The following is a 14,385-nucleotide window of genomic DNA, read 5'->3' on the forward strand; positions in this document are numbered from 1 at the left end:
CACCACCCGCGCGGTGGAGTCGAATCGATTCGATGGGACGCGAAGTGCTCCTATCGCGCCTCTACAGAGCTCTTACAGCCCCATCGAATCGATTCGATGCACGCCCGAGCGCGTGGGCTGCGCGCGGCACGGGTGTGACAGGCGCAGCACGGCGCACGGCGCGGCGCAGCACAGCGCACGGCGCGGCGCAGCACAGCGCACGGCGCGGCGCAGCACGGCGCACGGCGCGGCGCGGCGCAGCGGATCGGATCCGCCAAGCCGGAGCAGAACGCCCGGGCCGGATAGTCCCGGACTCGGCCCCCCAGCGGAGACGCTGGGCCGGACCGGAGCGGAGCGGCCGGGCCGGGCGGGCCCGGAGCGGGGGCGGTCAGACGCGGTTGTAGTACCCGTAGAGGTAGTCGGCGAGTGACTGGCGCGTCAGCGGGGTGGTCGGACCGAAGGTGGTGCCGCCGACGACCTGGTGTGCCTTCATCCACTCGATCGAGCGGTAGGCGGGGTTCGACTTCGGCACGTCGGTGAACGAGGGGGTGGCAGGGTTCGGCAGGGTGTCACCGCTGAAGGTGGCGAGGATCACGGCCAGGTCCTGCCGGTTGACGATGGCGTTCGGGTTGAAGTTGCCGCTCGCGTCGGGAGAGGCCAGCCCGCGCGACTTCATCCATTCGACCGCCGTGAAGGCCGCGTTGCCGACGCTGATGTCGGCGAACGACGGCGTGGTCGGAGGTACGAACGGCAGCCCGTAGTACTTGTAGAGGTAGGTCGCGACGGTCGACTTGTTGGCCTGCTTCGCCGGGTAGAACACCTGGCTGCCGTCGGCCGCCGTCACGGAGTTCGCGATTCCGAGCCGGGCGAGGAACTGGATGTCGGGGTACTTCGCGCTCGACACCGGAACGTCGCTGAAGTACTGGTCGGGCGCCGTGTTCGGCGAGCCGAACCAGTCGCGGTACACCACGAAGAAGTTGCGGTTGCCGTAGCTGGAGCAGGCGTCGCCGCTGCCGTACGGGTTCGCAAGGGCTGCCTTGTTCGGCTGGTAGGGCGTGTAGTAGTAGAGAGCAGCGGTCGCCGCATTCTTCAGCGTGACCTTCGACGAACCGCAGCTGGTGTCGTAGTTGTACTGGATGCTCGTGGCCTTGCCGACCGGGAAGTACGTGAAGTCCATGGTGCGTCCGGGCGGGTTCAGGTAGCGCTTGAACTGCCACGCCGCGTTGTACACCTGGTTGTAGAAGCCGTAGTAGTACTTGTCGCAGGTCGCCTGGGTGTCTGCGCAGCCGTAACCGGTCGCGGTCTCGTAGTCGCCGGCCGTCGGGTTCGTCGCCGCAACAAGCGAGGACTCCTTCTGGATGAGCGTCAGCAGCACCTTCTGGCTGATGCCGCACAGCTTGCCGACCCGGTACACGATCGTCGCGGCGGTCTCGTTGGCTGCACCGACATACTTTCCGCACATCTGGTCGGCGGCCTGCGTGTAGGTGGTCTGCTTGTAGTTCTTCAGGCACAGGCTGCCGGCCGTGCATCCGGAGCCCTTCTGGTTCAGGAACGTCTGCACCTGTGCCGTGGTGAGCGCGGTGCCGGTGTAGAAGAGGGAGTCGTTGATGATGTTGCCGGCGCTGAAGGCCAGGGCGGCCGCCGAGGCGGTGGAGTCGGTCTGCGCCTGCGTGCTCTGCGAGCCGGCCTCGTTCTTCGAGGCACCGGATGTCGCGGCCGGCGCATGAGCGGCAGCCAGGGACTGTTGCAGGGTGGCCTGTGCCGCAGCCTGCGCCTGGATGCCCGACGCACTGTCGGTCGCACGCGGGGAGGTGTCGGCGTCCTCTGCCGACGCCGACAGCGAACCTCCGAGCACGAGGGCGACGGCGGCGACAGTGCCGACGAACGCGGAGAGGAGGGAGGAGGTTCTGCGGGAGATCGGCACCTGTTGAGAGTAACTCCCGCCCTCGACATCCGCAGTCCTCATTGAGGGGGACCCGCCGCTACGACGCCGCGTGCGCCTCTAGGAACTCGTACACTTCGCGGTCGTCGACGCCCGGGAACTTGCCCGACGGCAGCGGGGAGAGCACGTGCGCGTGCAGGCGCGCGCTCGGCCAGGCGCTCTCCGACCAGCGCTCGACCAACCCCGACGCAGGGCGCCGGCAGCACGACTCATCGGGGCAGCGGGACTGGGCCCGCTTCTCGGTGTCGCGCCCGCGGAACCATTTGGCGTCGGCGAACGACGTGCCGAAGCTGATCGAGAACTCCCCCGCCGCCGTCGTTCCCGTCTGGGTGGCGCACCAGAACGTGCCCGAGGGCGTGTCGGTGTACTGGTAGAACTCGGTGCTGCGATTGGTGCGGGTGAGCGCGACACGGGCGGCCCAGTTGCGGCAGACGAACTGGCCCTCGACGGCTCCCGTGACATCCTGCGGCAGCGGCAGGCCGTCGTTCTCGTAGGCCTTCTGGATCGCCCCGTCGTCCGTCAGGCGGAGGAAGTGCACGTCGATGCCGAGGTGCGAGGTGGCGAGGTTGGTCATCCGCAGCGCCGCTGCTTCGTGGGTGACACCGAACGCGTCGCGAAAGTCTTCGACGGAGAGGTCCCGCCGGGCCTTCGCCGCCTGCAGGAACTTCACGGATGCGGCCTCGGGCATCAGCGAAGCGGCCGCGAAATAGTTGATCTCCAGCCGCTGCTGCAGGAAGTCGGCGTAGTTCTGCGGCGGCGTGTGACCGAGCACGCGGTGCGCCATCGCCTGCAGCGCCATCGAGCGGAGCCCGTGCCCGCCGGGGATCGAGGCCGGGGGCAGGTAGATGCGCCCGCTCGCGAGGTCGGTCACCGAGCGTGCCGAATGCGGCAGGTCGTTCACGTGGATGAGGCGGAAGCCGAGGTCTTCGGCGAGCAGGCTCACTGTGCGGTGGCTGAGGGCACCGCCCGTGTGGCCGACGCGCGCCAGGGTCTGCTCCACGAGCTTCTCGAGCTCGGGGAGGTGATTGTTCCGTGCGCGCATCTGATCGCGCAGTTCGGTGTTCGCCCGGCGGGCCTCCTCGGGGGTCGCGATCGACTCGGTCGCCCGCCGGATCAGCTCGCGGTGGAGCCCGACGAGCGACTCGAGGGTCTCCTGCGGGAGGTTCCGGCTGGCGGGAACACGCGGCAGCCCGAGCGAGGCGTAGAGGTCGCCGGCCTGCGCCCGCGCGAGCTCGATCTCGAGGGCGGTGCGGGCATCCGGAGCCTCGGCGGAGAGCAGGTCGGAGAGCGGGATCCCGAGCACGGAGGAGAGGGACTGCAGCAGGGAGAACTTCGGCTCCCTGCGGCCGTTCTCGATCAGCGAGAGCTGGCTGCCGACGACACCCACCTTCTCGCCCAGCTGGTCGAGCGTGAGGTCGGACGCCTTCCGGAAATGCCGGATGCGCCGGCCGAGGGTGATCAGGTCGAGACTCGATGGCATCTTTGCCTCCTGTAAAGAACGGACGATCTTTCACGGTACTTCTTCAGAATTTAGCGCATATTGAGCGCACAGTGGAAGAACACCACAGAACTTCAGCATCCTTTCAACCGACGGATGCCACAGCCTCAGCGAGCGGAGCGATCATGAGCCTCTTGGACCGAACGACACAGAAGACCTCGACCTCGACGTACCCCACCCGCGTCGACAGCGTCGGAAGCCGCCCCGCCCGGGCATCCGAGACCCCGACCACCCTGCGCATCGATGCCGGGCTGGCCGCGTGGATCGCCGACGTCACCGCGCTCACCGAACCGAGCAATGTCGTCTGGTGCGACGGCTCGACGGCCGAGTACGACCTACTGACCAAGGCGATGGTCGCGCAGGGCACGCTGATCCGGTTGAACCCAGAATGGCGCCCCAACAGCTTCCTGGCCCGCAGCGACCCGGCCGATGTGGCGCGCGTCGAGGACCGAACGTTCATCTGCTCGACCACCGAGATCGATGCCGGCCCCACGAACAACTGGCGTGAGCCGGCCGAGATGAAGGCCGAGCTGACGACGCATTTCCGCGGCAGCATGCGCGGCCGCACCATGTACGTGGTGCCGTTCTCGATGGGTCCCGTCGGCGGCCCGCTCTCGCAGGTCGGCGTGCAGGTCACCGACTCGCCCTACGTCGTGGTCAGCATGGCGCTGATGACCCGCATCGGCACGGATGTGCTCAACCTGATCACCGACGACGCTCCGTGGGTGCCCGCGCTGCACAGCGTGGGTGCGCCCCTCACACCGGGTGCGGTGGATGTCGCGTGGCCGCACAATGCGTCGAAGTACATCGCCCACTTCCCGGAGACCCGCGAGATCTGGTCGTTCGGATCGGGTTACGGCGGAAACGCCCTGCTCGGCAAGAAGTGCTTCGCGCTCCGCATCGCCTCGGTGATGGCCCGCGACGAGGGCTGGATGGCCGAGCACATGCTGCTCGTCAAGATCACCTCGCCCGAGGGCCGCGTCTACCATGTGGCCGCCGCCTTCCCGTCGGCCTGCGGCAAGACGAACCTCGCGATGCTGAAGCCGACCGTTCCCGGCTGGAAGGTCGAGACCATCGGTGACGACATCGTCTGGATGCGCCCCGGCCCCGACGGAAAGCTCCGCGCGATCAACCCCGAACGCGGCTTCTTCGGCGTCGCCCCCGGAACCGGGATCGAGACGAACCAGACGGCCGTCGACACCATGTGGGGCAACACGATCTTCACGAACGTCGCCCTCCGCGACGACGGGGATGTCTGGTGGGAGGGCCTCACGCCGACCCCGCCGGCGCACCTGCTCGACTGGCAGGGCAACGACTGGACGCCGGCCTCCTCGACCCCCGCGGCGCACCCGAACGCCCGCTTCACCGTGACGGCCGACCAGTGCCCCTCGATCGCCGAGGAGTGGGAGTCGCCCGAGGGTGTCGTCGTCGACGCGATCCTCTTCGGCGGGCGACGCCCGTCGACCGTGCCGCTCGTAGCGCAGTCGAAGAACTGGGCGCACGGCGTGTTCGTCGGGGCAACCATGGCCTCGGAGACCACCGCTGCCGCGGCCGGTGCCGTCGGCCGCCTCCGCCACGACCCGTTCGCCATGCTCCCGTTTGTCGGCTACAACATGGCCGACTACTTCCAGCACTGGCTCGACATGGGCGACGTGCTCGGCGAGAACGCTCCCCCGATCTTCCAGGTGAACTGGTTCCGGAAGAACGACGCGGGCTCGTACATCTGGCCGGGATTCAGCGAGAACTCGCGGGTGGTCGAGTGGATCATCCGCCGCCTCGAAGGTGATGTGGCCGCGCGCCAGACGCCGATCGGCGGACTCCCGCTGGTGCACGAGCTGAACGTCGAAGGCCTCGGCCTCTCGGATTCGGATGTCGCGACCCTCACCGGCGTCGACAAGGCCGCCTGGCTGGCCGAGGCCGACGAGACGGCAACGTACTTCGACTCGCTCGGCGCCGACAGGATGCCCGAGACCCTCATGACCGAGCTGGCGCGCCTTCGCGCGGGGCTCGCGAAGCTCGCCTAGCCCCCGGCCCTCGCGCCGGCCGTCGAACGGACGAATCTGAGCGAACACGCTGCCGTATTGGCTGGCGCGCTTGCTCAGCTTCGTCCGTTTGCACGTGCAGGGCGGTGTGGGCGCTGGCGGCTGTGGGCGGGCGGTTGGGCGGGCCGGTCGGCCGGCAAGGCTCAGTAGCGGATGGCGTCGATCACCTTCACGCGCACCGCGACGAGGGCGGGCAGCAGGCCCGCAATCGCGCCGACGACGGTCGCCGCCGCAAGGCCGAGCAGCGCCGCCTCGAGCGGGAACGGCGGGATGTCGGTCACCCCCTGCGAGATCACGTCTTCGACCCACGGGCTCTTCACAATCAGGATCGAGAGCATCACCCCGACGACGCCGGCCGCGACCGTCGCCACCACGCTCTCCATCATCACCGCGAAGAACACCCGCGACGCCGTGGCACCGAAGCTCCGCCGGATCCCGATCTCCTGGATGCGCTGCCGCACCGTCACGAGCGAGATGTTCACGAGGCCGAGCGCCCCGAGCAGCAGCACGAGCACCGCGACGCCACTGATCATGAGCTTGATCGGCAGGAACGGGTCGTCGCCGTAGGCGGCGTAGTCCTGCCGGTTGACCTGCGCGGTGGCGCCGTCGCCGAGCGAGGCGCTGAAGTCCGACTGCAGCCGTGTGGTCAGTTCCGCCGAGATCTCCGGCGGCACCCACATCTCGTACGACGGGTAGGAGGGGTACGTGGCATCCGTCGCCAGCTGGTCGGCGAGCCGCGTGTACGCGTCGTTCAGCATCATCATGCTCGGCTGGTCCTCGTAGGGCAGAGCGGCGGTGACACCGGTGATCACGGCCGTCACCGGCTTGGCGCCGACCAGGCTCACGGTCGGGTGGGTCGCGAGGTCGGGCGAACCGAGCCGCTGCCAGAAGATGTCGTTCACGATGAGGGCCGGCGCGAGGCGGGCGGCGTCGGCCTCGCCGAACCACGCCCCCTTCACCACCTCGACCCGGTGCATCGTGCCGTACGGCTGGTCGACGAGGGTCGAGTTGACCGGGCTGACGCCGTCGATGAACTGGATGCTCAGCTGCTGCTGGTTCACCCGGCTGGCGTAGTGCACGCCGTACCTTTCGAGCGCCTCGTTCCAGGTCTTGTCCATGGTGGCGGCCGGCGGCGCGGAGCCGTCAGCCGTGTACGCCGACACGTAGAGCGTGGCCGGCCGGCCGCTCGAGCGCTCGCTGGTCTCGATCGTGGCCTGCTGGGCGATGTTGCCGAGCGCCACGACACTGGTGAGCGCGCAGACCGCGACCGCAACGCCGACCAGCGAGAGCAGCACCCGGGTGCGGTGGATGCGGAGCTCCGCCCACGCCTCGACGACGCTCCCGACGAACGCAGTGACGAGCCCCCTCACGAGTCGCTCCCCCCGCCCGCCGCGGCGAACGGATGCCCGGAGGCGCCGGCCCGGGCCGTGACGGGAGCCGCCGCATCCACCAGCGCGCCCTTCTCGAGCCGGAACCGCCGCGTCGCGAGCGCCGCGATCGCGGGGTCGTGCGTGATCGTCACCAACGCAGCATCCGAGGCCGTCGCGATCTCGTCGAGCAGCGCCATCACGATCTCGCCCGTCTCGATGTCGAGGGCGCCGGTCGGCTCGTCGGCGAGGATGAGACGGGGGCGCCGCACCAGCGCGCGGGCGATCGCGACGCGCTGCTGTTCGCCGCCCGAGAGCCGATCCGGGGTCGACGACAGGCGGTGCCCGAGCCCGACCCGGTCGAGCATCTCGCCGGCGATGGCCCTGCGGCGCCAGAACGCCGATCCGGTGTCGTAGAGCAGGGGCGTCATCACGTTCTCGAGCGCGGTGCGGCCCTGCAGCAGGTTGAACTGCTGGAAGATGAAGCCGACGTCGCGGCCCCGCGTCACATCGCGCCGCCGCGCAGAGAAGTCGCGCGTCGGCTCCTCGTCGAGGAAGATCTCGCCCTCCGTGGGCGAGTCGAGCAGCCCGAGCAGGTTCAGCAGCGTCGACTTGCCCGAGCCCGACCGACCGACGATCGACAGGCGGTCGCCGACCTCCACCACGAGGTCGACGCCGTCGAGGATGACGAGGGGGCGGTCATCCACCCGGGAGACGGTGCGGCCGACCCCCCTCAGTTCGAGGAATGTCACGCGCTCAGCCCGCCACGGCGAAACCGCCGCCACTGACGTCGAAGCAGTTCGGCACGCCGTTGCAGCCGTCGGTCGGCGCGACCGCACCGGGCACGAACTGCAGCACAGTATCGCCCGCCGCCAGCCCGGAGACGACCTGCACCATGCTGCCGTCGGTCAGGCCCAGGATGACCGGCCGCTGCTCGGTCGTCCCGTCGGGCAGCACGAACCAGATGTTGCCGTTCAGCGCGGTGCCCTCGACGGCCGTGGTGGGGATGACGAGCACGTTCTCGGCCTTCCCCGCGGCGATCGTGACATCGGCGGCGAGGCCGGAGAAGACGCGCACGTCGCCCGGCACGCTGCAGCGGAGGGTGTTGCCCGAGCCGCTGCCGCCGTCGCCCCCGCCGGTACCGCCCCCGCCGGTCGAGCCCGAACCTCCCGAGCCACCGGATCCACTTCCATCGGAGCCTGCCAGCGGCGTGACGATCGTCAGCCCGGTGCACGTGAACGGCGCCGGCCCGCCGGTGATCGCGACCTGCGCCTCTGTCGGCTGGCTGACGAGCCGGTACTGGTCGGCCGCATTCAGCGATCCCGTGACGGAGAAGGTCGGCGGTGCGATCTGCCCCGCGACATCGCCGACCGCCATCGACTGCCCGGCGAGCACCGGCAGCGCGCTGACGATCCCCGCGATCGGGGCCGTCACGTCGACGTAGGTGATGAGCGGCTTCCGCGGGGTCTCGATGGCCGCACCGTCGGGGCCGGTCGTCTGCACCGGGTCGCGCTGGGTCTCCACCTTGATGTCGAAGATCGTGTCCCCGGCAGCGACCGTCGCGCCGACCGCGACCTGCACCTCGTCGACGACACCGATCGCGGTCGCCCGGATGGGCGAGGCCGGATCCGCGCTCACGGTCGCCTTCAGAGTGACATCGTTCGAGATCGTGCCCGTCGTCACCGTCGCCTGCGGTTCGGTGAGCTGGCCCGTCGGCACGGCAGGGTCGGCGACCGCCTGCGTGTCAGGGAAGAACGCCAGCTTGCAGAGCGCCGCCGCGATGGCGACGACCACGACCAGTCGGATGATCGGAAATACCCATTTGCGGACAACACCCACGGTGGCACCTTCGTGTCGGCCCGGTTCTGCGGGCGGCGTACAGATTGCCCGTCGTTCTCCCCCACGGACACCCCGAGTCTAGGGAGTTCCGGTGAACGACAAATCGTCCGCGAGGATGAGTTCATTGCGCGTATAATCGAGCAATGCTCACTCCGTGTTTCTCCGCCTGGTCATCCGACCGCCCGGCATCGAACAGGTCGTCGACGATCGTCGCTTCGGGGCTCCGGTTCCGGCTGGACGAGACTCGGATCCGTGAGTTCCTGATGGGCGAGAGCCTCTACGGCGATCCGTCACTCGCGCTCCGCGAGCTCTACCAGAACGCTCTCGATGCCTGTCGGCTCGCCGTTGCCCGGCTGACGTACCTCCAGCTCGAGCCCGAGGTGTGCTCGCCCGCGCGACCGCGCATCGAAGTCGTGCAGGGCTTCAGCGACGATGGGCGAGCCTTCGTCGACTGTATCGACCGGGGTGCCGGCATGGGTGTGGAGGAACTGTCGCTCGCCTTCTGTCAGGCGGGGGTGCGAGCATCCGACCTGGTGGACCGCTCGGCGGAGGCAGCCGACTTCGCCGCAGCAGATCCCCCCGTCGAGCTGTGGCTGAACTCCCGATTCGGGATCGGCGTGATGTCGTACTTCATGATTGCCGAGCACGTCGACGTGAGCACTGCGCGCCTGAACCGCGACGGATCGATCGGCAGACTGCTCACCCTGCACATCCCCGGGCCTGCTGAAGAGTTCGAGATCGTCGACCACGGACTGGCAGAGTCGCATGGAACACGCGTGCGACTCTGGCTGAAGCCGGGGTCACAGGTCTCCGCCGTCTCCACCCTCCGCGATCTGGTCTTCGTCTGCCCGTTCACACTTCATGCCAGCGACAAGCGCGGGCTCGAACACCGCTGGATTCCGCATGAGCTCAATCGCGCTTCGACGAGCCAACCGGGTGCCGATTTCAGCAGTGCCGTCCCGGGTGTTCCCGGTCGCCTGTGGTGGATCGCGGGAATCGGCACCGTCCTCGCTGACGGAATCTGGGCCCAGGGTTGGCTTCATGGCATGGTTGTGAGCCTCGAGGGGACGACCAGGCCGCAACTCACGGCCGATCGCACCAAGATCGTGCGAATGGATCACAACGCCATCGAATCCCTGGCCGTCGCAGCTGCAGCCAGCGCCGTCGATGAAGCCTGGGCGATCGTCGGCACTCCGGGTTGGCTGGGTGCGGCGACCCAGCACCAACACAGGGTCGCCGATGCTGTCATCGAACTCGCGGCTGACAGAGGCCTCGGCATCCGACTGCCCAGCGGCTCTGTGCCTCTCAGCGTCACCGGATACCTGGCGGGAGACGAAGACACCTCGGCTGGCCTGGCATCGCGGTCGGTGCTCGCCTGGCGCTTCTCCCGTCTCGCCGCCGGCGGGCACTACCTCGGCATCGGCGTGCCGAGGGGATCGGCTGAGGTTCTGCCTGCCCGTCCATCCGACGCGATCCTGCTCGGCGTGATGCACTACACCTACCGCCATGGCACCGGCCTCGAGACGAGCGACTGGTTCGGTGACGCGACATCGATCTACGAGGCCGAGCGTCATCTCGAGATCCCGCTCCGGGACGTCGTCTCGAGAGCCCGGCGGCTCGGACTGACGGTGCCGCCGGGCGCAGACGGCCTGCCGGACACCACTGAAATGGTGCGCACGGCACTGTCGTTCAGCAGGCGCCAGCGTAAGAACGACACCTTCCGACCACTGGGCCTCTTCGACATTGTGCAGACGTCGTGGGAACACGGCGTGATGCCTTCCGAGGTCGTCGCCGAGTTGGAAGCCCACTCGATAGCCGTCGATCCCTCCGTGCACTCGATGCTCGAGAAGACACTCGAGGCGGCACACCTGATCGCTGCCAGCACGCAGTTCAATGGCGTCGCCCCGTGGCTCTGCGCGTCGGATGTCGTGGGGCTCAGCCATGTCCTGCGAGTGGCAGGTGTGACAGGGCAGGCGTGCTCCGAAGTGGTGCGGTGTCTGCGCGAGCTAGGATTCTCCGATCTGCCGGCGTTCCGACTCGATGGCGTCGAGCCCTCTGCTGACGACGTCCGAATGCTCAGCGTGGACCTCGATGGCAGAACGCCGTTCATCGACGCCGCTCAGCCCGTACGGCACTCTCATCTTGTGAAGGCCGCCAAGGAACTGAAGGTGTTGCAGAACGTCCTGGAGGAACGCTTCGCCCAGTTCGGTGTCACATTTCTCGCACCTGCTGAAGAACCTCGCGACCTCGGAAGGTTGAGCAAGAAAGAACTGTTCTCCCACCTGGGCCTCACGGGCGCACGGCGAGATCTCGTTCTGCCCCGCCACCTGGAGATCATGAGCCTCGACGCTGACGGCCGCGCGCCCTGGCTGAACCCGGCGGAGCGCATACCCGCTTGGACAGTGGCATCCTTCGCGCTCTCCCAGAACCGCACCCTCGACGCTGTGATCGCAGACTGTCTCTGGCTCGGCTACACGGTCGAAGATCCGCGGACCGTCGAACGCGTCCGAGTCCCTGGGCCGGAACACGCCCTGCGGTAGAATGGGGGCGACATCACAAAAGGCACCCCAGACTCGGTGCCGCCTATAGTGCCTGGAGGGCCACCATGACCGCGAACGTACCTGACAAACCCGCGCTGGAAGGCCTCGAAGGCAAGTGGGACGACCTGTGGTCGGAGCGCGGCACGTACCGCTTCGATCGCGCCCTGACCCGCCGCGAGAACGTCTACTCGATCGACACCCCGCCGCCGACAGCGAGCGGGTCGCTGCACATCGGGCACGTCTTCTCCTACACGCACACCGACGTCATCGCGCGGTTCCAGCGGATGCGCGGCCGGAGCGTGTTCTACCCGATCGGCTGGGACGACAACGGCCTGCCGACCGAGCGTCGGGTGCAGAACTACTATGGCGTGCGCTGCGACCCGACGCTGCCGTACACCGCCGACTTCGTGCCCCCGTACGAGGGCGGCGACAACAAGAGCGGCAAGGCAGCCGACCAGAAGCCGATCAGTCGCCGCAACTTCATCGAGCTGTGCGAGCGCCTGACCGTCGAAGACGAGAAGCAGTTCGAGGCCCTCTGGCACCGGCTCGGCCTCTCCGTCGACTGGTCGCAGACCTACCGCACCATCGCCGACTCGTCGATGCGGGCGAGCCAGCTCGCATTCATCCGCAACGTCGCGCGCGGCGAGGCCTACCAGGCGCAGGCCCCCACCCTCTGGGATGTCACGTTCCGCACGGCGGTCGCTCAGGCCGAGCTCGAAGACAAGGACATGCCGGGCGCGTACCACCGAATCGCGTTCCACGGGGAAGGCGAGAACGCCGGCAACGACATCTTCATCGAGACCACCCGCCCGGAACTGCTCGCGGCCTGCGTGGCGCTGGTCGCGCATCCGGATGACGAGCGCTTCAAGCCGCTCTTCGGCACCACCGTGACCACCCCCCTCTTCGGCGTCTCCGTGCCGATCGTCGCCCACCACCTCGCCCAGCCCGACAAGGGCGCCGGCATCGCCATGATCTGCACCTTCGGCGACCTGACCGACGTGATCTGGTGGCGCGACCTGTCGCTGCCGAACCGCGCGATCGTCGGCTTCGACGGGCGCATCATCAGCGAGGCTCCGGATGTCATCACCAGCGACGCCGGGCGGGAAGCGTATGCGCAGATCGCCGGCAAGACGATCTTCTCGGCCAAGCAGGCGGTCGTCGACCTGCTGCGCGAGTCGGGTGAACTGATCGGGGACCCGAAGCCGATCATCCACCCGGTGAAGTTCTTCGAGAAGGGCGACAAGCCGCTCGAGATCGTGTCGACCAGGCAGTGGTACATCCGGAACGGCGCGCGCGACGAAGAGCTGCGGCAGCGCCTGCTCGACATGGGCGACGACGTCGACTGGCACCCGGCCTTCATGAAGGTGCGCTACGACAACTGGGTCAACGGGCTCACCGGCGACTGGCTGATCTCCCGCCAGCGCTTCTTCGGCGTGCCGATCCCCGTCTGGTACCCGCTCGACGGCGACGGCAACCCCGTCTTCGACCAGCCCATCGTCGCCGACGAGGCCGCGCTGCCGGTCGATCCGTCGTCGGATGCCGCACCCGGCTACGACGAAGACCAACGCAACACCCCCGGTGGGTTCGTCGGCGAACTCGACGTGATGGACACCTGGGCGACCTCGTCACTCACCCCGCAGCTCGCGGGCGGCTGGGAGCGGGATCCCGAACTCTGGGAGCTCGTCGCGCCCTACGACCTGCGCCCCCAGGGGCAGGACATCATCCGCACCTGGCTGTTCTCCACCATGCTGCGCTCGGCGCTCGAAGACGGCCGCACCCCGTGGAAGCACGCTGCGCTCAGCGGTTTCATCGTCGACCCCGACCGCAAGAAGATGTCGAAGTCGAAGGGCAACGTCGTCACCCCTGCCGACGTTCTGGAGACTCACGGCTCTGATGCGGTGCGGTACTGGGCTGCATCCAGTCGCCTCGGGACAGATGCCGCGTTCGATTCACAGAACCCGACCCAGATCAAGATCGGCCGTCGGCTCGCCATCAAGGTGCTGAACGCGGCGAAGTTCGTCTACGGGTTCGAGCTGCCTTCCGGTTCGTTCGGCGTGACGCATCCGCTCGACCTGTCGATGCTGACGCAGCTCGATGAGGTCATCATCGCCGCGACGGCCGCGTTCGAGAGCTACGACCACGCCCGCGCGCTCGAAGTCACCGAGACGTTCTTCTGGACCTTCTGCGACGACTACCTCGAGCTCGTGAAGGAGCGCGCGTACAGCGCCTCATCGGATGCCGCGGCCAAGGCCTCGGCCGTGCTGGCCCTGCAGGCCGCGATCGACGTGCTGCTGCGGCTGCTCGCCCCGTTCATCCCGTTCGCGACCGAGGAGGTCTGGTCGTGGACGCACCATTCCTCCATCCACAACTCGGTCTGGCCGACCGGACTGACCGCCGGTGAGGGCGCTGCTTTCGCTCCGGATGCCGCACCCGCCCTGCCCGCGCACAGCTCGCTGCTCGGGCTCGCCGGGCAGGCCCTCGTGGGCGTCCGCCGCGCGAAGACCGACGCGAAGGCCTCGCAGAAGACGCCCGTTGCCTCGGCGACCATCTCAGGGCCCGCTGCGGCGCTCGAGGAGCTCGCGCTGGCATCCGAGGACCTGAAGCAGGTCGGGCGCATCGAGACGCTGACCTTCGTCGAGGGTCCGGAGCTTGCCGTGACCGAGATCGTGCTCGAGGCGGGCGACGCGTGAGCGATCATCCGGTGACCGACGGCGTGAGCATCCGGCCCCTCGCCGCCAGCGATTTCGACGAGTGGCAGCGCCTCTACGTGGGGTACGGCGAGTTCTACAACTCGCCGACCGCGGGCGTGATCGCGTCGCGCGTCTGGGGCTGGCTGCTCGACCCGGCGCACGAGACGGAGGGGTTCGTCGCCGTCGACGGCGGTGGCCGCCTGGTCGGGCTCGCTCACGTGCGCGAGTTCGCCCGGCCCCTCGCCGGAGCGCGCGGGTTGTACCTCGACGACCTGTTCGTGGCACCGGATGCCCGTGGGAGCGGTGTGGCGACGGCCCTTCTCACCTCGCTCCGCTCGCTCGCTGCCGCCCGCGGGCTCGATGTCGTACGCTGGATCACCGCTTCCGACAACGACACCGCACAGCGTGTCTATGACAAACTTGCCGACAAGACCGCCTGGGTCACCTACAACATCACCGTCTGACCTGCATTTTCTTCGCTTGGAGCT

The 14,385-nt window shown here is 68.3% G+C and carries 9 protein-coding genes; 4 read left to right on the plus strand and 5 right to left on the minus strand.

The features are described from left to right. Window positions 1-367 precede the first annotated feature (367 nt). Both FB464_RS08720 and FB464_RS08725 read right to left on the minus strand, forming a co-directional pair. Window positions 368-1,903 (minus strand): S-layer homology domain-containing protein, encoded by a 1,536-nt coding sequence (locus FB464_RS08720; RefSeq protein ID WP_170151881.1) that lies wholly within the window; start codon window positions 1,901-1,903, stop codon window positions 368-370. A 58-nt stretch (window positions 1,904-1,961) separates the two neighbouring features. Then, window positions 1,962-3,401, minus strand: a complete 1,440-nt coding sequence (locus FB464_RS08725; protein ID WP_116414211.1) for a helix-turn-helix transcriptional regulator — start codon at window positions 3,399-3,401, stop codon at window positions 1,962-1,964. Window positions 3,402-3,544: 143 nt separating this feature from the next. Here FB464_RS08725 and FB464_RS08730 point away from each other — a divergent pair, with 143 nt between their 5' ends. Next, window positions 3,545-5,443 (plus strand): phosphoenolpyruvate carboxykinase (GTP), encoded by a 1,899-nt coding sequence (locus FB464_RS08730; protein WP_116414210.1) that lies wholly within the window; start codon window positions 3,545-3,547, stop codon window positions 5,441-5,443. A gap of 161 nt (window positions 5,444-5,604) precedes the next feature. Here FB464_RS08730 and FB464_RS08735 read toward each other — a convergent pair whose 3' ends face one another. Genes FB464_RS08735 through FB464_RS08745 form a run of 3 tightly spaced genes read right to left on the minus strand, consistent with a single transcriptional unit; the run spans window position 5,605 to window position 8,667 of the window. Further along, entirely contained in the window at window positions 5,605-6,831 is a 1,227-nt protein-coding gene (locus FB464_RS08735; RefSeq protein ID WP_116414209.1) for an ABC transporter permease, read from the minus strand. Next, on the minus strand, window positions 6,828-7,580 hold the full coding sequence (locus tag FB464_RS08740; protein WP_116416499.1) for an ABC transporter ATP-binding protein: 753 nt from the start codon (window positions 7,578-7,580) through the stop codon (window positions 6,828-6,830). The genes FB464_RS08735 and FB464_RS08740 overlap by 4 nt, the downstream gene beginning before the upstream one ends. A gap of 4 nt (window positions 7,581-7,584) precedes the next feature. Beyond that, window positions 7,585-8,667, minus strand: a complete 1,083-nt coding sequence (locus FB464_RS08745; RefSeq protein ID WP_116414208.1) for a permuted SH3 domain-containing protein — start codon at window positions 8,665-8,667, stop codon at window positions 7,585-7,587. A gap of 143 nt (window positions 8,668-8,810) precedes the next feature. On the opposite strand from FB464_RS08745, the gene FB464_RS08750 reads away from it, so the two are divergent. The 3 genes from FB464_RS08750 to FB464_RS08760 all read left to right on the plus strand — a co-directional run bounded on the left by FB464_RS08750 (window position 8,811) and on the right by FB464_RS08760 (window position 14,361). Further along, window positions 8,811-11,207 (plus strand): wHTH domain-containing protein, encoded by a 2,397-nt coding sequence (locus FB464_RS08750; RefSeq protein WP_116414207.1) that lies wholly within the window; start codon window positions 8,811-8,813, stop codon window positions 11,205-11,207. Between the two features lie 65 nt (window positions 11,208-11,272). Next, on the plus strand, window positions 11,273-13,897 hold the full coding sequence (gene valS / locus FB464_RS08755) for a valine--tRNA ligase (protein WP_116414206.1): 2,625 nt from the start codon (window positions 11,273-11,275) through the stop codon (window positions 13,895-13,897). Next, a complete protein-coding gene (locus tag FB464_RS08760; protein WP_246092985.1) occupies window positions 13,894-14,361 on the plus strand; it encodes a GNAT family N-acetyltransferase in 468 nt (155 codons plus the stop codon). The genes valS and FB464_RS08760 overlap by 4 nt, the downstream gene beginning before the upstream one ends. Window positions 14,362-14,385 lie beyond the last annotated feature (24 nt).

Origin of the sequence: Subtercola boreus, from assembly GCF_006716115.1 — a bacterium.
GTDB classification, from domain to species: Bacteria; Actinomycetota; Actinomycetes; order Actinomycetales; family Microbacteriaceae; genus Subtercola; species Subtercola boreus.